Consider the following 19,487-nt stretch of genomic DNA (forward strand, 5'->3'; position numbering starts at 1 on the left):
AAATGTGGTAAGCTGAAAGCACAATTACTGGAGAGGGTAATGAATATGAAACGTAAATTCGGAGACCGGGCCAACTGGCGCCGGATTACGCGCCGCCAATTTGCCTGCCGTTATGTGGAGACCCGTGAATTCAGCGGCTATATTACGCTGTATACGATATACGGTCTGAAAGAGCCACTGTGGAAGAGCTATGGCAGGCATACATACCGCATTGCGGATAAAGGATACTCATGGCTGCAATATTTTCCTAAGGATAGTCATTATATTGTGACGGCCATGTTCGACGACAAACAGAACATCATTCAATGGTACATTGATACCTGCAAGGTCCAGGGTGTAACGGATCAAGGTGTCCCTTGGTTCGATGATCTGTATTTGGATGTAGTTGTGCTCTGGAATGGAGAGGTGTTTCTCCTGGACGAGGATGAGCTTGAGGAGGCACTGGAGCGCAGCGATATTACAGACAGCGAGTATAATCTCGCATGGGCTACGGCTAACACCCTGTTACGGAGCATCGATGCGCACGCCTTCCCGTATTTTTCCCTCTCATTGAGGCATAGAGCCGAATTGTTCCATAATGGAGATTTCAGGAGGAAATGAAATGAGTTACGGTGTCGGGGGTTCATCCCCCATCAGAATGGTATCCAGAAGACGTAAGTTCAGTTCCGGACGATGGCCCAGGAAAGTTCTATTAGTTCTGATTATTCTGGGGCTTCTCTGGTGTGCGCTTACACTCTGGAAGATTAACGGGGCTGAAACCTCCAATCCCATGACAGGCGGAGATGCCGGCATCATCCTGGGGATGGCGATGTGGGGGGATGAACCGAGTCCGGGTCTTAAGGAAAGATTGGATTATGGGCTGAAGCTGTACCAAGAGGGGAAGTTCAAGAACTTTATCGTTACTGGCGGTCTGGATCAAAAGGACTTTAAGTATACGGAAGGCGAGGGAATGCGCAATTACCTGATTCAACAGGGTGTTCCCGAAAGTAATATATATGTAGAGAACGAAGCAACCACTACGTATGAGAATCTGCAGTTCAGCAAAGAGATCATGGACTCTGAGGGTTGGTCCAGTGCTGTTATCATTACGCATACCTTTCATGGACGCCGCGCCCAGGAGATGGCTGAAGAAATGGGATATGGCAGAATTGAACTGGGACTTACGGATTCACAGACCATGTCGATGCTGAAATATAAGACCCGGGAGATTCTGGCCTATACGAAATGGAAGGGGCAGCAGCTCCTACTTCAGTTTGATTAGTTAAAATCCGGAAATTGCTAATAAGACCTTATGTACAGGAATACACTTGAGTAGAGTACTCAGCCCTGTATAATGAGGTGGAATTCATGAACGGACGCTTAGCGGCGGCAAACGGGCGGGAGGACAGCAGACCGTCACGACAAATTAACATTGTCCTTCGTAATCAGGAACCGGCGGCCGTGATCAGTGCGGCACCAGCCAGTGATCCTGCACCTGCGAAGGGGCACACTCACAATGGATTGTTCCAAGAGATCAGCCAGGAGCTGGATGCCCTTGTCGGGCTCGACAACATCAAGGAATTGGTATTTGAGATCTACGCCCTGCTTCAGGTCGCACGGATGCGCAGTGAAGCAGGGCTGGCCATCGGTGGGCAGGCGTATCATATGGTGTTTAAAGGTAATCCGGGCACAGGCAAGACAACGGTTGCGCGGATCGTCGCCAAACTTTTTCAGCGTATGGGTGTACTCAGCAAGGGGCACCTGATTGAAGTGGAGCGTGCAGATCTGGTTGGGGAATATATCGGGCATACCGCGCAAAAAACCCGTGATCTCGTAAAGAAAGCGCTCGGCGGCATTCTTTTTATCGATGAAGCCTACAGTCTGGCCCGGGGTGGAGATAAGGATTTCGGTAAGGAAGCTATTGATACACTTGTGAAGTCTATGGAAGACCACCGCAGTCAATTCGTGCTGATCCTGGCGGGTTACTCCGGAGAGATTGATTATTTTCTGATGAGCAATCCCGGTCTACCTTCGCGCTTCCCGATTCAGGTGGAGTTTCCCGACTATACGATTGACCAGCTGCTACAGATCGCCGAACTTATGGCGAAAGAGCGGGATTACATTTTGATGCCACAGGCTATACTCAAATTAAAGCAGGCTTTGCTGCAGGAAAAAACGGAAAGTGTGCATGCTTTCAGCAATGCAAGGTTTGTGCGTAATTCCATAGAAAAGGCAGTCCGGAATCAGGCAGTCCGTCTGCTGAATCAGTATGAGAACGCAAGTCCGGGCAAGCAGGAACTGATGTCTCTGCGGACCGAAGATTTCAAGCTGTTGAATTAAAAGAACCGATAAGCAAAACTATTACCGGCATAAGGAGCAACTTAAGAGATGGCAATAACAACTCATGATACGAATATGGAAGTACAGGACAGGGCTATACTTGTTAGTCTTGTCACCGATAAAATCAAGCGCACGGGTTTTGATCCCGAGCTCTCACTGCAGGAATTAGTTCAGTTGGCAGAAACCGCCGGCGTTGAAGTAATGGATGTGCTGCGCCAGAATAAAGAGACCCCTGATCCCAAGTGGTTTATCGGGAAGGGTAAAGTGGAGGAGCTGCGGATGGCCGCAGACGGACTCGGTGCCAACACCGCCATTTTCGATCAGGAATTATCAGGTGCACAGGTGCGTAATCTGGAGGAAGCGCTGGACCTTAAAATTATCGACCGGACACAGCTGATCCTGGATATCTTCGCCGGACGCGCGAAGACCCGTGAGGGTATCATCCAGGTTGAGCTGGCACAGCTGTCTTATCTGCTTCCCCGTCTTTCTGGGCAGGGCAAGAACTTGTCCCGACTCGGAGGGGGGATTGGTACAAGAGGTCCAGGTGAAAGTAAGCTGGAAACGGACCGCCGACATATCCGGGGACGTATTGACGAACTGAAACGCCAGTTGGATGAGGTGGTGAAGACCCGCGAACTGCACCGTGAACGCCGCCGCAAGAGCGGGGCTGTACAGGTTGCTTTAGTAGGTTATACCAATGCAGGCAAGTCCACACTGCTTAAGCAGCTTACCAATGCGGATGTATATATTGAGAACCAGCTCTTTGCTACGCTGGACCCTACCTCACGCGTGCTGGAGCTTCCCGGTGGCAAGGAGGTCGTTCTGACAGATACCGTAGGATTTATTCAGAATCTGCCTCATGATCTTGTAGCCGCCTTCCGGGCAACTCTGGAAGAGGTTAACGAAGCGAATCTAGTGCTTCATGTGGTGGATTCCTCCTCACCGATGCGAGAGGAGCAGATGGATGTGGTGCAGACTATCCTTCAGGATCTGGGGGCGGCAGGCAAACCGCAAATCACGTTATTCAATAAAGTGGATCTTTGTCGTCCTGAACAACTAGAGATGCTGCCGAGCGGACCGGACTATCTTAAAGTCAGTGCGTTTAATCTGGAGGATTTATCGCGCATTACTGAGACGATTAATGATCAGCTGGCTGGAGACACCCTGAACTTCCGGATTCCAGGAGATCGTGGTGATCTGTCCTCGCTATTGTACAGAGTAGGTGAAGTGCTCGATCAGAGCTTTGACGAGAATGATATCGTGTACAATGTCCGTTTGAACAAGGAAGATTATGAGAAGTGGGGTTATATGCTCGAAGGATTTGTGGAGCAGGCAGATAAATAACCTGAATGAATAATTAGGATCGGATACAATGACAGGGAGCTACCACTCCCTGTCATTATTATGAGACATGAATGTTAGGAGAGAATATTAAACATATGGCAGTATTTGCAGAAGATTTATTACAGGCAGCAGAGGCGTCTGAGGTTCAAATCCAGAGCGCGGTTCAGGTACTGGACAAGATAGTGGACCGGAATCAGTGGAAAGTGATCGAAGCATTTCAGAAGCATCAGGTTAGCGATTTTCATTTTGCCGGATCAACCGGTTATGCGTACAATGACCGGGGCCGTGAGGTGCTGGACTTAGTATATGCCGATGTGTTTGGGGCGGAAGCTGCGTTGGTTCGTCCTCATTTCGCTTCCGGCACGCATACCATTTCAACTGCATTGTTTGGCGTTCTGCGTCCGGGCGACGAGCTGCTCTACATTACCGGACGCCCATATGATACCTTGCACAAGGTGATTGGCACAACAGGCGACGGAACCGGCTCACTCGCCGATTTTGGCATAACCTATCGTGAAGTTGCGCTTACAGAAGAAGGGACGATCGATTGGGTACAGGTGGGGCTTGCTATTAATCCCCGTACTAAAGTGATCGGCATACAGCGTTCCCGCGGATATGATTGGCGTTCTTCTTTTACCGTGGCTGAGATCGGTGAAATGACCTCGAGGGTCAAGGAGATCAAGGAAGATGTCATTGTCTTCGTGGATAACTGCTATGGAGAGTTTACGGAGGAGCTGGAACCCACTCAAGTTGGCGTAGACCTCATGGCTGGATCACTGATTAAGAACCCGGGTGGCGGTATTGCTGAAACGGGCGGATATATCTGCGGTCGGCAAGAGCTGGTTGAACTGGCGGCATACCGCTTGACCGCACCGGGGATAGGTGGGGAAGTTGGTGCTATGCTCGGTACGACACGCGGGCTGTATCAGGGACTGTTTATGGCTCCACATACGGTTGGACAAGCTGTAAAAGGGAGTGTTTTTGCCGCGGCATTATTTGAGCGCTGTGGATTTACGACTAAGCCCGCTTGGAATGACAAGCGAACGGATTTAATCCAGGCCGTTGCTTTTGACGGGCCGGAGCACTTGATTGCCTTTGTACAAGGCATCCAGCGCGCAGCTGCTGTAGACAGTCACGTGGTTCCGGAACCATGGGATATGCCCGGATATGAGCATCCTGTCATCATGGCGGCAGGTACGTTCATCCAAGGCGGAAGCCTGGAATTATCAGCCGATGCTCCCATCAGAGCGCCGTATATCGGCTACATGCAAGGCGGATTAACGTACTCGCACGTCAAATACGGCGTACTTATGGCGCTGCAAAATATGCGGGACCGGAAATTATTATAGGGGTAAACCAAAGGAGTCAATCCAGGAATAGCTGAAATATCTATCCGGAGGAGGGACGGTTTCGTGATTGCGGATTTTAAAGAAAGTGAGCTGCGCAAATGGAGAAATCAGATCATTAAAGAAGTAGATCAACTAGAAATGGACTTACAAGAAGTTCAATTGGTAGTGAAAAAGCTTAATGTAAGACGTGAAATATTAGTGCAATTATATGAGAACTCAATTAGTAATTCACCTGAACAAATGGGACTCGAATTTGAATTAGATCGCTTAAATGAGTTTTTTCAAGAAAGAGTGACTGAAGCTATGGAATTAAAGGCACTCTGCCAGCAACGAACCGCCGCCAAAAACTTAATTGTTAAGCATATCGATTCTGAATTGGACAAATTCTAAAAAATGCCCGTATAGGTCCTTTATGAATGTTCTATACCAGAACTAATCAACGAAAAGGTACAAAACAAGCATATGATATGCGCTTTCATTTTTTTGCTTGTCGATTGCCGGTTGTGTTATAATTCGAGGGCCGGATTCCACATAGCTCACACTCATATAACCTATATAATTTGTCGAATAAGAATATTGTGAGAAAAACTAACATACCATTGACACGTTATAACAGGAAATGTACAATGAGATGAGAAAAAGATCATTGGAAGGTTGGATGAGTCATGGGTGATGAAATCCGCAGAAATATGGCATTATTTCCTATAGGAATCGTAATGAAGCTAACCGATTTATCTGCACGCCAAATTCGTTATTATGAGCAGCACAATCTGATCGTACCTGCGCGTACATCAGGCAATCAGCGATTATTTTCTTTTAATGATGTAGAACGTTTATTGGAAATTAAAGCTTTGATCGAGAAAGGTGTCAATATCGCCGGTATCAAGCAGGTGATGAATCCGGTCTCCAAAGAATCCGAGGAGGCTACGGTTATTACCCCGGATACGGAGGTTAGACGCAGAGAATTGTCTGATTCCCAGCTTCATCGAATGCTGAAGCAGGAACTGGTTTCCGGTAAAAGACCGGGCCAAGTATCTCTCATTCAAGGTGAGTTATCCCGGTTTTTTAATAAATAAATACAGAGTCGTGAAAGGGAGAGGGTAAAGTGAGCTTTTCTAAAGAGGATATTCTACGTATTGCCAAGGAAGAAAATGTCCGTTTTATTCGCCTGCAATTTACTGATCTGCTCGGTACCATTAAGAACGTTGAAATTCCTGTAAGCCAATTGGAGAAGGCGCTGGATAACAAGATGATGTTCGATGGTTCTTCTATCGAAGGTTATGTACGTATCGAAGAATCCGATATGTACCTGTATCCTGATCTTAGCACTTGGGTTATTTTCCCATGGGTTACGGACAGCCGTGTAGCGCGTTTGATCTGTGATGTGTACATGCCTGACGGTACTCCATTCGCTGGAGATCCGCGCGGTATTCTCAAGCGTTGCCTGAAGGAAGCAGAAGAGATGGGCTTCACGGCAATGAACGTTGGACCTGAGCCTGAATTCTTCCTATTCAGAACGGATGAGAAGGGCAATCCTACTATGGAGCTTAACGACCAAGGTGGATACTTTGATTTGGCGCCGATGGATCTGGGGGAGAACTGCCGCCGCGAAATCGTATTGACTTTGGAAGAAATGGGCTTTGAAATTGAAGCCTCTCACCATGAGGTAGCTTCCGGCCAGCATGAGATTGATTTTAAATATGCGGATGCCATTAAAGCTGCTGACCAGATTCAAACCTTTAAGCTTGTCGTGAAGACGGTTGCCCGCCAGCACGGCCTGCATGCTACTTTTATGCCTAAACCTCTTTTTGGTATGAACGGATCCGGTATGCACGCACACCAATCCTTGTTCAAAGGCAGCGAGAACATGTTCTATGATGAAAGCGATACACTCGGACTCAGCACTACTGCGCGCTATTACATGGCAGGTATCCTGAAGCACGCACGCGCTTTTGCCGCCATCACGAACCCGACAGTGAACTCGTATAAACGTCTCGTTCCTGGTTATGAAGCGCCATGTTATGTAGCATGGTCTGCGAGCAACCGCAGCCCAATGATCCGTATTCCGGCTTCCAGAGGTCTGAGCACCCGTATTGAAGTTCGTAACCCGGACCCTGCAGCGAACCCTTATCTGGCACTGGCTGTAATGTTGAAGGCTGGTTTGGACGGCATCAAGCGCCAGCTTGATCTCCCGGCTCCAATCGACCGCAACATCTACATCATGTCCGAAGAAGAGCGGATCGAAGAAGGTATTCCAAGCTTGCCATCCGATCTGAAAGAAGCTCTCAGCGAAATGATCCGCAGCGTAGTCATCACCGAAGCACTCGGCGAGCACGCATTGGCACATTTCTACGAGTTGAAAGAGATCGAGTGGGATATCTATCGAACCCAGGTTCACCAATGGGAAAGAGATCAATACATGACTTTATACTAGTAGGATGAAACCTCAGCGCTTAGTCGCTGAGGTTTTTTTGTAGGCGCACGGTTAGGTTGGAATAGGCATTATTCAAATGATAGTAAATAATAAATAGATGAAGTACCCGTTGGCCAAATTGGCTAGCGGGTTTCTTTTTGTGTCATGGGAATGTAATCCATTGCTAAAAATTGAGTATCGAGCATATAATACAAACAAGTGTTCTTGTTTTTTTTTGTTGATGAGGTCGCTCAATTAGCACCGAGCAAGGCAACTCAGATTATTCACAGTATGAGTAGGAGGCAGAAGGATGCGACGTAAAAAGCTTGAAGGGAATGGTTTGTGGGAAAGTAGTCGTATGGTATTGCCCGAGCATAAGAACCGAATTATCCGGGAAGAACATGAGCAACTGCGTCGCACTAAACCAGAGCTTGATATACAAGAATGGGAGTCGATCGACCGGGCACTTTATTTTTCTATGGCAGATCATGCACCGGTTACGCTGAGACTTTGGGACCCGTTCACTGACCGCGTAGCCAAAGGAATCGTCATGAAAGTGGATCACCAGCTACGGCGGATAAAGCTCAGATGGTCAGAGGAAGATTGGGATTGGATTGAGATGTCGGAGATACTAGCTGTAACTACATAAACATTGCTTTTTGTTAATAGTGGACATCCAAGAACCATACGCTTATAAGCAGAGGTCATTTTACTCGACAAAGGCGGGATGGGGAATGGATGTATTCGTTACGCGGTCACTGGATGAAATACGGTTTTGGTCAAGGATCATGAAAGAACATTCCATTGGTTACCCCCTTTGTTTACATAATGTTCCAGTGGTGATAAAATTAAATTCACTGAAATTCCATACCCTGTAGGAGCTGAACCAATGAAAGCGGTCAAAATGTTATCAGCCTTTTTATTGAGTGCAACGTTAGTATTAGTCTTTTTGCTTACAGCACCACCACATTCGAATGTACGCTTCAACATCGCCTATCTCGGTTTTACTCTATTTATTGTAGCAGTATTTATTTATAGAATAAAAAAGCGCACGTTTATGAAATATAGGCGTGAAATGATTGGAATGTGTATATCGATTGTCGTATTAAATTTTCCGGGTGATATTCCAATGGTTCTTACAGTGTTGTCTATACTGCTGTTTGTTTGTCTTTTTGCAATTGGCCAATTCGTTAGACCCAGATAACCAAGGCTTGAAGGGTAAAAATCACCATTCCCAGCCATACTAAGCAGGAGAATAGGGAGGTGACTGCCATGCCCAAAAATAATTCGGATGCCAAGATGAGCCGTTCCGACAATAAAGCAGATAAGAAGAATAACCGGCCCAAACAGATGCTTAAGAACAGCAAGCTTGCTGATTACGTCCCGAGCTTAAACAATGTTCCCAAAAATGAAATTTAAGTAATATTCAGGTTGTTCTTACGTCGAAAAGGACGTTTGAGCAGCCTTTTTTATGGTTTGTCTCTTATTTCCATTGTATAAGTTTCGAAAATCCGAATATAATACAAACAAGTGTTCTTATTTGGAGGTGCTGATGATGCTGGATGATACCTCACGCAAGCTGCTTCGGATCATGTACCACTTCTCCAGGTCCTTTCGGCGGATGCCGGATCTTGTAGAGCTGGGACGACTAAGCAGCCGAATGCCTGCTCCCATTAAAAAAGGCATGCGGCAGCTGGCTGAGCAGAATTATATACTGTGGAACCCTGAAATGCCTGTAGAGACGGCGGTGATCATCGAGGGATGGGAGAGGAATAGTCCCGTGGATAAGCATGTGGAGAGAAAATCGCAATTGCCCCAGAAATCGGCTGAGCCGGGAGCGCTGGACTACTGGCAGTATTATTAGGAGAAATTGAGCTGGTTTCAAGGGCAGTCCCGTCATTTAATAAAGATTCCCGGTGGAAATCGCCGTTTTTTTTTGTAAATGATATTGACGGGAAGGTCTTAGGCGTGTTAATTTATTAATCAATAAATGAAAAAAATCAAAAGGAGCTATTCCATTGAGTCCCAAGGAAGACATTTCACTGAACCGCAAGGAACAGATTTTGGAGAGTGCTGCTGCACTGTTCGCTACACAAGGGTATTACAAGACGACGACAGCTCATGTTGCTGAAGCTATTGGGGTCACACAGCCCTATGTGTTTCATTTCTTCAAGACGAAAGAGCAATTATATCTGGCTGTGCTGGAGCGGGCGTATGAACGCATGGAGTATGCTTTTAAGCAAGTTGAAGCGGCTCCGGAGAAATTATGTGAAGTGATGGGGGATGCTTTTGTTGCATTGCTGGACACTCATCGTAACGAGATGCTGCTGCTGATGCAAAGCTCGTCCCACTCTGAACCGGGCATCAGGCAAACCGCTAAGGAAAAGTACGCCAGGATTTATGATTTTGCCTTTGAACGCTTTGAAGGGGCGGGGATACCTGATCCGGCTGCTGAAGCCAGACGCTTTATTTCGTACGGGTTAATGATCACTCTTTCTGCAACGCTTGATTTGCCGCAGCTAATGCCGTAGTGCGGTTTTTTTATCCAGTTTCATTTATTGATCAATAAATAAAATTAAGGAGAGAATTGAAATGATGAATTCATCAAGAGTACGATTGCTTGTGGTTACCTGTATCGCCTTATTTATGGCCATGCTGGATAGTCTGATCCTGGGGGTTGCGCTCCCGTCCATCCAGAAGGACTTGGGAGCTTCCCTTTCTGAGCTGGAGTGGTTCATGAATGCTTACACGCTGGCTTTCGCTGTATTGATTATTCCGTTTAGCCTGCTTGGAGATTCTATTGGCAGGAAAAAAGTTTTTCTGGCGGGGGTTGCGGTGTTTACGCTGGGATCTTTGTTCTCGGGGCTAAGCACGACTTCATCTTGGCTAATTGTCTTTCGTACCCTGCAGGGGATTGGTGGCGCCGCGATTGTGCCGCTCAGTCTGACTTTGGTCAATGCCGCGTTTCCCCCTGAAAAAAGAGCAATGGCTATCGGACTCTGGTCCGGAATTTCGGGCCTTGGCCTGAGTGTGGGACCGCTGGTTGGTGGGCTGGTCATGGAGGGCGCTCCCTGGCAGATGATATTTTACATTAACGTTCCTGTTGGCATTATAGCGATCATTCTCGGCATGTTCTGGATAAAGGAATCCCGCGGAGTACGGAAACCGTTAGATATGGTTGGTGTTCTGTTGCTGACTGGTGGCTTGTTCGGTCTGATATTCGGACTGGAGCGCGGGAACTCTTCCGGGTGGAGTACTCCGGAGGTTCTGACGGCACTGATTGGAGGGCCTGTACTGTTGATTCTCTTTTATTTCTGGGAGAAGAGAAGAGCGGTTCCGATTGTACGCTTTGATCTTTTCCGTAATAAAAATTACACATCTTACATTCTGGCGGGGGTATGGATGAATGCAGGTGTCTTCGGTGCGATCTTCCTGCTGACGCTATTTCTCCAGCAAGCACAAGGCTACAGTCCGCTGGAAGCCGGTGTAAGGGAGATGGCTTGGACAATTATGACTATGCTGGCAGCGCCGTTTGCCGGGATGGCTATAGGTCGGCTGGGTTCCAAAAAAGTGCTGATGACCGGCCTGCTTCTGCAGGGAGCGGGGCTGGCTTGGCTTGCACTGCTGGTCTTCACCAAAGGGGCAGCCTTTCCTTTCAGGGATGCAATTGTGCCTATGATGATGGGTGGTGCTGGCATGGGACTCAGCTTCACGCCACTGTCGCATGGCCTGCTTGCTTCTGTTGCGGAAGAATCAGCTGGTGAGGCCAGTGGAGTGAGCAATGCAACCCGGCAACTGGGTTCGGTGTTTGGGATTGCACTAAGTGGGATTTTCTTTCAGTCAGGAGGCACGATTCAGACACCGGGCCAGTTCGCAGACCATCTGGGGCCGAGTCTGGCTGCGGATGCGCTGATGATGTTCGTCGCCGTGCTTTTGATCGGGATCTTTGTGGTTAACTTAAGCGAATCGTCCCGGAAAAATACGTTGAAGGCAATCACGGAAGAAAGCCTGTAAAACAGCACTCATAACAATCATCCCGCCGGTCATGAGACCGACGGGATGATTTCTGTCAGCAGCTCCCGTGAATCGTTCCGCACATTCCCAACCTCGGACGAAACAGGGTAGGCTCGCATAGCAGATGAATCGTAGGGCTTTAGCAGTTTCATTAACGCCGGGGCCGCCCGGTTATCTCTTCTGAGCCATTCCGCTTCATCCTCTGGACGAAGAATCACCGGCATCCGGTCATGAATGTCTGCCATAAGGCTGTTTGACTCCGTGGTAATAATGGTGCAGGTGCTTATTTTATTCCCTTCCGGGCTTTCCCAAATATCATACAAACCGGCTAGGGAGAAGATTCCCCCGTCCTTCATCAGGATGCGCATGGGTTGTTTACTGCTGCCCTGCGTGATTTTCCAGTCATAGAAACCATCCGCAGGAATAATACAGCGCCGGGTGCTGAGCAGACGGTTAAAAGAAGGCTTGTCCATCAGTGTCTCTGCGCGTGCATTGATCATCTTGCTGCCGCTCTTGTCATCTTTAGCCCAGGAGGGAACCAGACCCCAGCGCAGCTCTCCTAGTCTGTTCTTGACCCCGTCATGAATCACCGCCGGAACCATCTGCATCGGGGATGCGTTAAACTTAGGCGCGTAGTGGGTGATTGTGGTATCCTGCATCAAATACCGGATCATTAATTCGTCCATCGTTACCGTTATCGTGTATCTTCCGCACATCGCAGGTGCCTCCCGTCACTTTCGGTTGATAATAGTCTACTACAATCTTCATGAGGATGAAAATATGCGGGAAACGGTATACTTGATTGTTATTGTGTATCCTCCGAAGAAGGATACACAAGGCTGGAGGAGAATATAATGTCTTACAGGATTCGCCAGTCGGCTGTCTGTACACTTTTTAACAAGGAGCAATTATGTTGAGAATAAGATATGGTCAGTACCGGATAAAAGCTGTCATGTTAGCGGCTACCGTTGTCACTATCCTGTTTGTGTATTGGGGAGGTACCAGTAATCGGTCGTATGCTGAAGAAGCAGTGGACACCTACAGCTATCCCCCGGCAAGAACCGAAGAACAGTTGAGAAACTATTGGGGACGATCTACACCAGGAAATGTCAGCTCGATTTTCAAGAAGAAAGCAGTATATTCACCAGCGTATATACCTGCAGAAGTCGATCCTGTCTATTATGAGTATGGGCTGAAAATATTGAATTATTGGCGTTATGCAGCGGGAATAGACAAAGAGGTGACGCTGGATCCCGGGGAGCTGTCGAAGAAAGCACAACTAAGTGCAGATCTTCAGGTAATTAACGGAGGTTCGCGGGTGGGGCCGAAGCCTGCTGCGATGTCCGAAGCTGAATATAAAGAAGCACAGAGGTTAACCGGAGATGTGTTCCTAATCTCTCTGCCTGGTGTGCACAAACTGGATACATCTTTTTTTTCGTGGTTCATTCAGCGCGACCTGCATTCCTTCAATCTGCTGGCGGATCGCATAGGTTTACTTGGTCCGGAGTTGACGAAAATCGGTTTTGGGCTGGGGGAGATAAATAATGAAAGAGCGACCCTAACAGGTAAAACGGATATAAATCCTTATACAATGGGTACTGCCGGCTATGATGTGGTTCCTGTTCCGGGTAAGGGGGTATTTCCTGCGGAACAGTTTAACCCCGATAACCCGTGGAGAATTATGCTGAGCCGTAATACTTTTAACATCACCAGCACCGATCAAGTTACCGTTTCACTAGAAAGAACCAATGATAATCGGAAATGGACCCTTACCAAAGAAGACAAGATCCTAACGAGCAGATCGGTTATTGATTCAGGAGCATTACTTAAAGTCTCCGCTTTGCCAAGGTATTACCTGATTCAATTCCGGCCGGGCCAGGTGCACTCGTATAATGGTGGAGATGAATATACTGTTCAGATAAACGGAGTTCAGAATAGTGGCGGCAGCTCTACAGTTATCCGTTATAAGGTGCGTTTTGCCAACACGGGGAGCATGGAACGTACTTTCCCTGAACTGCCCTATGATAATTTTGGTCATGCGGTAATGCTGAGGGAAGTGGGCACAAATAAACCTGTCAGTGGAGTAAAGACCGATATCTATCGGCTGGTAATACCTGCTGAAGGTTCAGGTATTGCTGTTAAGGAGCCCGTTCTTTATGCTACTGAAACTTCATCGGCTAACGGAGTAATTGTTATTGCTGATCAAGCTCCGGCATTATATAACTTTCAGATTTTGTCCAGAATTTATGCTCCTGAAATGACCTTTATGGCAGAGGTTAAGGAAGGACAGACCAATATTACTTTTACTAATATGTTAAAGCTTGCAGGTTGGGGGAAAGCGCTGGACTCCAGCGGGCAGCCTATCGAAGGTCTGGGTATTGAAGTGAAGGACTCCAAGGGTACGATCAAACGTGTAATGACGAATCGGCTGGGCGAATACGGATTTGCGGATCTTGCAATAGGAGAGACTTATAATATTGGTGTTTATATGAAGCCTCAAGGATATTCAGGAGTTATGGCGAACAATGTTTCTTTCGTATATAACGGCTCTTATTCTATGTTTCCTAGCCTCCGTATTCGTACATCCAAGTTACCGATTACAGGAAAGCCAGGAGTTGTTGTGAATGGAATTCCATTAGCCACGTCATCGAAACAACCGATTGCTGTACTAAATGCCGAAGGTAACTTGCTGATACAAATCAAAGCTCTGAATAATGCATTGAAGGAACCCTTTAGTATCAAATATGTAAATAATCTATTAACCTTAACGAACAGTAAAGTGTATACCATGATGGCAGGGAGTAAGCTGTACAGCAATAACGGTGTCAAAAAGGACATGGGGGCTAAACTGCAGGTCATTAATGGAACAGTGTATATACCTCTTTTCTTTATTGCCGAAGCACTGGATTACTTCATTGAGATAGAGGCCAGCAAGAACCTGATTCGCCTGACTTCCATCGAGTTATAAGGAAATTGGAAAAAACATAAAGACGTTAAAAGCCCCTTGTCAGAGACAAGGGGCTGTACAAGTTGTTCTTCGGGGTCAATGTTTCTCTTGCAGAAATGCGATGATCTTCTCCACGGTGGTAGCCGGATCAATGTTCTGCAGAAGGAAATCGGATTCCTTCTTGTATACCACCTGATCGGTATAATTCCGTAAATATTCATCTACAAGCTCGGTTGGAGCTGCTTCCCGTTCCAACCGAAGCCGGATATCATCTTTGGTAACATAGAAGAAGATCCGAATGGCTTCATTCCCGAATCTCTTACGGAACGCTTGCACACCTTCGTGATTGACAACAACAATGGCTGCGTGATGACTCTCGAAGACCTGGTTCAATTCTTCCTCAGAAATCCCGTAACTGCCTCTTTCCAAACGGACGGTCTGGAAGAAGGCCGACCGGTCCGCCATCGCCTGAAACTCATCGTCTGAGATGAAGTGATAATGATCTCCGTCCCGTTCGGAAGGGCGTATGGCTCGCGTAGTATATGGAAGAACATAGGGGATTCCAAGATAAGCACCCAAGTGCTTGGCTGCACTTTTACGGCCTGATCCGCTCATTCCGGTAATTACGATCACCTTATGCTTAGATTCCTGGAGCGGTTCTGTCTCCACAGGTTCGGTCGGTGCTTGTGTTTTGTTCGCTGCTGCTTTGGATGATTTCAGCCAGTCCCACATATTTCTCGGACCTCCCTTAAACTTGCTGTCTCTACTAATTCGACAAAAAACTGCAGAACCCTGCGCTCAACCTCAAATCACGATGAGATCTATATTAGAATTTGAAGGTTAAACATGATATATTGTTGATCATCTGATATAGGAGTGGAACCCATGAGGCGGATAACAATATTGATAGCGGATGATGAGGCGGAGATTGCTGATCTGGTAGCCTTTCATTTGCAAAAAGAAGGGTATCATACGATTAAAGCATACGACGGCAAAGCGGCGGTGCATGCCATACAGACACAGTCCGTTGACCTGGCGATTCTGGATATTATGATGCCGGAGCTCGATGGATACGAGGTCACCCGTCAAATACGGGAGCACTACCATCTGCCGATTATTTTTCTGAGTGCCAAGACGTCTGATATGGATAAAATCACCGGACTGGTGATGGGCGCCGACGATTATATGACGAAACCGTTTAATCCGATGGAACTTGTTGCCCGGGTGAACTCCCAGCTGCGCCGCTTGATGAGGTTTAACCAGCAGCATGCTGCAGCTCAGAAATCGGTACTGGAGGCTGGTGGATTAACAATCTCAGCTGAGCAGCATACCGTAAGTCTGTATGGGGAACCGATTGACTTAACTCCCAAGGAATTTGACATTTTATATCTGTTAGCGAGTCACCCTAAGCAGGTATTTAGTGCGGAGAGCATATTCCAGCAGGTCTGGGGCGAAGCTTACTACGAAAGCGGCAATACGGTAATGGTGCACATCCGTACCTTGCGTAAGAAGCTTGGCGAAGATATTCATAAGAACAAGTTCATCAAAACCATATGGGGCGTGGGGTATACCTTCAATGAATAAGGGGATTCGAGGCTTTCGGGCCAGAATGATTCTGCTGCTCGGGTTAAGCATGCTGCTCTCCGGTACAATCACTTATATCATCTATCGAATCCTTCAGTTCTATTACTCAGGAGTTCGTGCAGAAGATCCGGTAGCCCGGTACCGCCATATCATGTATGACATCGGGGATATCTATTTCTTCCTGCTAATCTTTATTCCGTTGGCGATTCTTTTTTTCTTCTGGTTCACCAAGCCTTATGTCAGCTACTTTAATGAGATCTCGAAGGGGATTCATCATCTGGCGAATGGAGAATTTAAGAACCGCGTGCACATCTCTTCACAGGATGAGTTCCGGACGATCGCGGAGGATCTGAATCTGGCGAGTGATAAGCTGCAGGAAGCGGTGGAAAGAGGGGATTTTGCCGAGAGCAGCAAAGATCAGCTGGTTGTGAATTTGGCTCATGATCTGCGCACACCGCTTACGTCAGTATTAGGGTATTTGGATCTGATCCTGAAGGATGAACATTTGACAGATGAGCAAGTCCGGCATTTCACTTCGATCGCCTTCACCAAATCCCAGCGTCTGGAGAAGCTTATCGATGGACTGTTCGATATCACCAGAATGAATTATGGCAAGATGCCGATCATCAAGCAGAGACTGGACATTAGCGAGCTGTTGATGCAATTGAATGAGGAGCTATATCCTGTTTTTGAGCAAAATCATCTGCTTACGCGGCTGAATATTACACCTAACTTATATGTATCCGGAGATGGCGAACTGCTTGCACGGGTATTTGAGAACCTCTTGACTAACGCGACGCGCTACGGCAAAGAAGGGCTCTATGTAGATATCAACAGCGCTTTAGATGATAGCCAGGTAGTCATACAAGTCGTGAATTACGGCGGATTTATTGCTCCGGAGGAGCTTCCTCATATCTTCGAGATGTATTATACGGGTGACCCGGCACGAACACAGCAGGAAGGCAGTACGGGACTCGGGCTCTTTATCGCCAAAAATATCGTGGAGCAGCATGAAGGGACGATTACTGCGGAAAGTAATGTAGTACGGACTCTGTTTGAGGTCCGGCTGCCGCACATGCCCGGTATTTAAGAAAAACTTAATTTTTGCCCCGCTTTTTTCTTAAACAATATTCTCTATCCTAAGGTGTATAAGGGATCAAGGAGGATATCGTTCATGAAGAAGAAGTGGGGTTTTGTTCTGTTTATGCTGGTATTGCTGGGGTATGCTGTGATGTTAACGACCTCGTACTTTCAGGAGAAAATGGAGGGTTCGGAGGCGGAACTCAGCCAGGATCTCCAAGCTGATGCAACCCATACGCTTAAAATCGTTCCGGAGGATCAGGTGCACCAAGGAAACTTATTGCTGGTTAACAAAGAATATCCGGTGCACGCCAAGAGTGTGCAATCCGATGTGCTGAACTTAGCCGAGCATGCGGAATTGATACAGGGCTACGGATTGCCGGATCAGCATATCCGCTTATCCAGACATGTGGCGGAGGAGTTCCGGAAGATGGTCGATGCCGCAGGGCAGAGTGGTGTGAACCACTTTATGATTAGCAGCGGGTACAGAAACTTTGAGGAGCAGGATCAGCTGTATGAGGACAAGGGTTCGGATTATGCGCTTCCGGCAGGCTATAGTGAACATAATTTGGGGTTATCTCTTGATATCGGTTCGACAGAGATGGCGATGAGCAAGGCATCTGAAGGCAAGTGGCTGGAGAGAAATGCCTGGAAATATGGTTTTATCCTGCGATACCCCAAAGATAAGACCGGAATCACCGGGATTCAATATGAAGCATGGCATTTCCGGTATGTAGGGCTGCCGCACAGTGCGATCATGCAAGAGAAAGACCTCGTGCTCGAGGAATATATCGATTACCTGAAAGAGAACAAGAATATCTCGGTTAAGGTCGAAGGCGTATCCTATAACGTTAAATATTATCCGGTCTCCCGGAGCGCAATTATCCAAGTGCCGGAACAAGGCCGATATGAAATATCCGGCGACAACGTCGGTGGAGTCATTGTAACTATAGCTTAGTGAATACATATGGAGAACAGAGAGGAGGAGCTTTATGAAACGGCCTGTTTTTTTGATAAAAGTACTACTGGCAGTTCTATTTGCTGTCTATTTGTATTTCCTGATCAGGCTGATCCTCTTTAAGTGGGGTTCTGTGGACATCCAACTACTGCTCGACCAGCTTCATGCGTCTATACAGCATCCTGATCGGATATTCGACCGGCCCGGCAATTATACCCCATTTAAGGAAATCAAAAGAGATATGGACAGCATATCTCTTGGCAATCCATTCGCTTCTACGAACTTGCTTGGCAATATTCTGGCATTTATTCCGCTTGGCTTCTTCCTGCCGAATCTGTTCAAACCTCAAGCAATTACGTTCATGAGAGTTTTTATGATCTCTTTGGGTTTAAGCTTAAGCTTCGAAGTGACTCAATTACTATTGTATATCGGAACCTTTGATGTGGATGACCTGATCTTGAATACGTTCGGTGGAGTTATGGGCTATTGTGTATTGAGGATCTTTTATGACAGTAAACAAAGGGTAGACACCCGTTAAGATAACCGTAATAATGTGTGTATCAGGGAAAAAAAGGCAATGCACACCGTAAAGGGAGTGGTCCGGATGGTCAAGATTTTCAACGAACATAATGTAACCTTTAAGCAGAGGCAATCTCCGGTACCGGAATTCGCCTGGCATACCAGTGAGCGACTGGCTGAGGTGGTGAACTCCAAGCATTTGATCTTTGATATCAGATCTCTTGATCCGGATAAGTATTCGTATCCGTATCATTTTCACAGAAACGCTGAAGAGATATTCGTGATAATGGACGGGGCAGCTATATTAAGAACGCCGGATGGTTTCAATGAGGTATCTGCCGGGGATATTATTTTTTTTGAGACAGGACCGGAGGGAGCGCATCAGCTCTACAATCATACCGATCGACCTTGCAGGTATCTGGATCTTCGCACGAACAATGGAATTGATGTTGCGGAATATCCAGATTCGGGCAAAATCAATATCCTGCCGTATCAAGAAATTTACCAAAGCGTGGACCAGGCGGATTATTACGAAGGCGAGCAAGCCACAAGAGAGATTTGGAAACAATGGCAAAACGAGATGAACACAGAGGGTTGAATATAGGCTTGGGATAAAAAGTTGAGTGCGGATTTCAAAAGACTATGTTTAGGGAGATGGTATACATGAATGTACAACAACCGGGTTTTTATTATGACGGAGGAATAATCGGGCTCTTCTTTTTTCTGATATGGCTGGCAGCATTGGGGCTTGGCATTTATGCATTTGTGCTCTTCGTCAAGCTGGCCCGTAGGGGGATTACTGCTCTGGATTTATATATCTATGATAAAAAGCGTTCACATCATGAGCCATATGCACCTAAGGATCAGAATTAATCGGAGAAGGAAGTGAATGCGTGAAACACTCGATTAATTTTGTGCATATTCTCGCATTTGTGGTGATTCTTTATGTGGTGACAAGCA

At 46.9% G+C, this 19,487-nt stretch carries 23 protein-coding genes; 21 read left to right on the plus strand and 2 right to left on the minus strand.

The genetic code is table 11. The annotated features are described in order from the left end of the window. Nucleotides 1–45: 45 nt before the first annotated feature. The 14 genes from ACAN55_RS00890 to ACAN55_RS00955 all read left to right on the plus strand — a co-directional run bounded on the left by ACAN55_RS00890 (nt 46) and on the right by ACAN55_RS00955 (nt 11,439). Nucleotides 46–600, plus strand: coding sequence for a ribonuclease FAU-1 family protein (locus ACAN55_RS00890; protein WP_379126832.1), 555 nt, complete (start codon nt 46–48; stop codon nt 598–600). Between the two features lies 1 nt (nt 601). Continuing rightward, nucleotides 602–1,261 (plus strand): YdcF family protein, encoded by a 660-nt coding sequence (locus ACAN55_RS00895; protein WP_379126834.1) that lies wholly within the window; start codon nt 602–604, stop codon nt 1,259–1,261. An 86-nt stretch (nt 1,262–1,347) separates the two neighbouring features. Then, nucleotides 1,348–2,319: an AAA family ATPase gene (locus ACAN55_RS00900; protein WP_379126836.1), complete on the plus strand. Its 972-nt coding sequence runs from the start codon at nt 1,348–1,350 to the stop codon at nt 2,317–2,319. Nucleotides 2,320–2,367: 48 nt separating this feature from the next. Then, nucleotides 2,368–3,663 carry a GTPase HflX gene (gene hflX, locus ACAN55_RS00905; protein ID WP_379126838.1) on the plus strand — a complete coding sequence of 432 codons (1,296 nt, stop codon included), beginning with the start codon at nt 2,368–2,370 and terminating at the stop codon, nt 3,661–3,663. A 95-nt stretch (nt 3,664–3,758) separates the two neighbouring features. After that, a complete protein-coding gene (locus tag ACAN55_RS00910; RefSeq protein ID WP_379126840.1) occupies nt 3,759–5,012 on the plus strand; it encodes a methionine gamma-lyase family protein in 1,254 nt (417 codons plus the stop codon). Between the two features lie 63 nt (nt 5,013–5,075). After that, the gene (locus ACAN55_RS00915) at nt 5,076–5,402 is read left to right on the plus strand and encodes a hypothetical protein (protein WP_379126842.1); all 327 of its coding nucleotides are present in this window, start codon (nt 5,076–5,078) and stop codon (nt 5,400–5,402) included. A 275-nt stretch (nt 5,403–5,677) separates the two neighbouring features. Then, entirely contained in the window at nt 5,678–6,088 is a 411-nt protein-coding gene (locus ACAN55_RS00920) for a MerR family transcriptional regulator (RefSeq protein WP_379126844.1), read from the plus strand. Between the two features lie 29 nt (nt 6,089–6,117). After that, on the plus strand, nt 6,118–7,446 hold the full coding sequence (gene glnA, locus ACAN55_RS00925) for a type I glutamate--ammonia ligase (RefSeq protein ID WP_379126846.1): 1,329 nt from the start codon (nt 6,118–6,120) through the stop codon (nt 7,444–7,446). 289 nt (nt 7,447–7,735) lie between these two features. Then, nucleotides 7,736–8,074: a YolD-like family protein gene (locus ACAN55_RS00930; protein WP_379126848.1), complete on the plus strand. Its 339-nt coding sequence runs from the start codon at nt 7,736–7,738 to the stop codon at nt 8,072–8,074. Between the two features lie 240 nt (nt 8,075–8,314). Continuing rightward, a complete protein-coding gene (locus tag ACAN55_RS00935; protein ID WP_379126850.1) occupies nt 8,315–8,629 on the plus strand; it encodes a hypothetical protein in 315 nt (104 codons plus the stop codon). Between the two features lie 68 nt (nt 8,630–8,697). Continuing rightward, nucleotides 8,698–8,844 carry a hypothetical protein gene (locus ACAN55_RS00940; RefSeq protein WP_379126852.1) on the plus strand — a complete coding sequence of 49 codons (147 nt, stop codon included), beginning with the start codon at nt 8,698–8,700 and terminating at the stop codon, nt 8,842–8,844. A gap of 136 nt (nt 8,845–8,980) precedes the next feature. Beyond that, nucleotides 8,981–9,289, plus strand: coding sequence for a hypothetical protein (locus tag ACAN55_RS00945; protein ID WP_379126854.1), 309 nt, complete (start codon nt 8,981–8,983; stop codon nt 9,287–9,289). Between the two features lie 154 nt (nt 9,290–9,443). Beyond that, a complete protein-coding gene (locus ACAN55_RS00950) occupies nt 9,444–9,956 on the plus strand; it encodes a TetR/AcrR family transcriptional regulator (RefSeq protein WP_379126856.1) in 513 nt (170 codons plus the stop codon). 61 nt (nt 9,957–10,017) lie between these two features. Continuing rightward, nucleotides 10,018–11,439 (plus strand): MFS transporter, encoded by a 1,422-nt coding sequence (locus ACAN55_RS00955; protein WP_379126858.1) that lies wholly within the window; start codon nt 10,018–10,020, stop codon nt 11,437–11,439. Between the two features lie 29 nt (nt 11,440–11,468). On the opposite strand, the gene ACAN55_RS00960 is transcribed toward ACAN55_RS00955, so the two are convergent. After that, entirely contained in the window at nt 11,469–12,155 is a 687-nt protein-coding gene (locus ACAN55_RS00960; protein ID WP_379126860.1) for an SOS response-associated peptidase, read from the minus strand. Between the two features lie 197 nt (nt 12,156–12,352). Here ACAN55_RS00960 and ACAN55_RS00965 point away from each other — a divergent pair, with 197 nt between their 5' ends. Further along, on the plus strand, nt 12,353–14,407 hold the full coding sequence (locus ACAN55_RS00965) for a stalk domain-containing protein (protein ID WP_379126862.1): 2,055 nt from the start codon (nt 12,353–12,355) through the stop codon (nt 14,405–14,407). A gap of 75 nt (nt 14,408–14,482) precedes the next feature. Here the strand turns inward: ACAN55_RS00965 and ACAN55_RS00970 are convergent, their stop codons facing one another. Beyond that, on the minus strand, nt 14,483–15,118 hold the full coding sequence (locus ACAN55_RS00970) for a guanylate kinase (protein WP_379126864.1): 636 nt from the start codon (nt 15,116–15,118) through the stop codon (nt 14,483–14,485). Between the two features lie 153 nt (nt 15,119–15,271). Between ACAN55_RS00970 and ACAN55_RS00975 the strand changes: the two genes are divergently transcribed. The 6 genes from ACAN55_RS00975 to ACAN55_RS01000 all read left to right on the plus strand — a co-directional run bounded on the left by ACAN55_RS00975 (nt 15,272) and on the right by ACAN55_RS01000 (nt 19,400). Further along, nucleotides 15,272–15,970, plus strand: a complete 699-nt coding sequence (locus ACAN55_RS00975) for a response regulator transcription factor (RefSeq protein ID WP_379126866.1) — start codon at nt 15,272–15,274, stop codon at nt 15,968–15,970. Then, nucleotides 15,963–17,060 (plus strand): HAMP domain-containing sensor histidine kinase, encoded by a 1,098-nt coding sequence (locus ACAN55_RS00980; RefSeq protein WP_379126868.1) that lies wholly within the window; start codon nt 15,963–15,965, stop codon nt 17,058–17,060. The genes ACAN55_RS00975 and ACAN55_RS00980 overlap by 8 nt, the downstream gene beginning before the upstream one ends. 84 nt (nt 17,061–17,144) lie before the next feature. Next, a complete protein-coding gene (locus ACAN55_RS00985; RefSeq protein WP_379126870.1) occupies nt 17,145–18,008 on the plus strand; it encodes a M15 family metallopeptidase in 864 nt (287 codons plus the stop codon). Nucleotides 18,009–18,042: 34 nt separating this feature from the next. After that, a complete protein-coding gene (locus tag ACAN55_RS00990) occupies nt 18,043–18,546 on the plus strand; it encodes a VanZ family protein (protein ID WP_379126872.1) in 504 nt (167 codons plus the stop codon). A 66-nt stretch (nt 18,547–18,612) separates the two neighbouring features. Beyond that, a complete protein-coding gene (locus ACAN55_RS00995) occupies nt 18,613–19,125 on the plus strand; it encodes a cupin domain-containing protein (RefSeq protein ID WP_379126874.1) in 513 nt (170 codons plus the stop codon). A 65-nt stretch (nt 19,126–19,190) separates the two neighbouring features. Continuing rightward, nucleotides 19,191–19,400 carry a hypothetical protein gene (locus tag ACAN55_RS01000; RefSeq protein ID WP_379126876.1) on the plus strand — a complete coding sequence of 70 codons (210 nt, stop codon included), beginning with the start codon at nt 19,191–19,193 and terminating at the stop codon, nt 19,398–19,400. Nucleotides 19,401–19,487 lie beyond the last annotated feature (87 nt).

Origin of the sequence: Paenibacillus oryziterrae, assembly GCF_042610485.1 — a bacterium.
In the GTDB taxonomy this organism is placed as follows: Bacteria; Bacillota; Bacilli; order Paenibacillales; family Paenibacillaceae; genus Paenibacillus_AQ.

Excerpts from the sequence above, each read along its gene's own strand:
- ACAN55_RS00890 (WP_379126832.1), top strand. The coding sequence starts at position 46 with ATGAAACGTAAATTCGGAGACCGGGCCAACTGGCGCCGGATTACGCGC.
- ACAN55_RS00895 (WP_379126834.1), top strand. The coding sequence starts at position 602 with ATGAGTTACGGTGTCGGGGGTTCATCCCCCATCAGAATGGTATCCAGA.
- ACAN55_RS00900 (WP_379126836.1), top strand. The coding sequence starts at position 1,348 with ATGAACGGACGCTTAGCGGCGGCAAACGGGCGGGAGGACAGCAGACCG.
- hflX (WP_379126838.1), top strand. The coding sequence starts at position 2,368 with ATGGCAATAACAACTCATGATACGAATATGGAAGTACAGGACAGGGCT.
- ACAN55_RS00910 (WP_379126840.1), top strand. The coding sequence starts at position 3,759 with ATGGCAGTATTTGCAGAAGATTTATTACAGGCAGCAGAGGCGTCTGAG.
- ACAN55_RS00920 (WP_379126844.1), top strand. The coding sequence starts at position 5,678 with ATGGGTGATGAAATCCGCAGAAATATGGCATTATTTCCTATAGGAATC.
- ACAN55_RS00930 (WP_379126848.1), top strand. The coding sequence starts at position 7,736 with ATGCGACGTAAAAAGCTTGAAGGGAATGGTTTGTGGGAAAGTAGTCGT.
- ACAN55_RS00935 (WP_379126850.1), top strand. The coding sequence starts at position 8,315 with ATGAAAGCGGTCAAAATGTTATCAGCCTTTTTATTGAGTGCAACGTTA.
- ACAN55_RS00940 (WP_379126852.1), top strand. The coding sequence starts at position 8,698 with ATGCCCAAAAATAATTCGGATGCCAAGATGAGCCGTTCCGACAATAAA.
- ACAN55_RS00945 (WP_379126854.1), top strand. The coding sequence starts at position 8,981 with ATGCTGGATGATACCTCACGCAAGCTGCTTCGGATCATGTACCACTTC.
- ACAN55_RS00955 (WP_379126858.1), top strand. The coding sequence starts at position 10,018 with ATGATGAATTCATCAAGAGTACGATTGCTTGTGGTTACCTGTATCGCC.
- ACAN55_RS00960 (WP_379126860.1), bottom strand. The coding sequence starts at position 12,155 with ATGTGCGGAAGATACACGATAACGGTAACGATGGACGAATTAATGATC.
- ACAN55_RS00970 (WP_379126864.1), bottom strand. The coding sequence starts at position 15,118 with ATGTGGGACTGGCTGAAATCATCCAAAGCAGCAGCGAACAAAACACAA.
- ACAN55_RS00975 (WP_379126866.1), top strand. The coding sequence starts at position 15,272 with ATGAGGCGGATAACAATATTGATAGCGGATGATGAGGCGGAGATTGCT.
- ACAN55_RS00980 (WP_379126868.1), top strand. The coding sequence starts at position 15,963 with ATGAATAAGGGGATTCGAGGCTTTCGGGCCAGAATGATTCTGCTGCTC.
- ACAN55_RS00985 (WP_379126870.1), top strand. The coding sequence starts at position 17,145 with ATGAAGAAGAAGTGGGGTTTTGTTCTGTTTATGCTGGTATTGCTGGGG.
- ACAN55_RS00990 (WP_379126872.1), top strand. The coding sequence starts at position 18,043 with ATGAAACGGCCTGTTTTTTTGATAAAAGTACTACTGGCAGTTCTATTT.
- ACAN55_RS00995 (WP_379126874.1), top strand. The coding sequence starts at position 18,613 with ATGGTCAAGATTTTCAACGAACATAATGTAACCTTTAAGCAGAGGCAA.
- ACAN55_RS01000 (WP_379126876.1), top strand. The coding sequence starts at position 19,191 with ATGAATGTACAACAACCGGGTTTTTATTATGACGGAGGAATAATCGGG.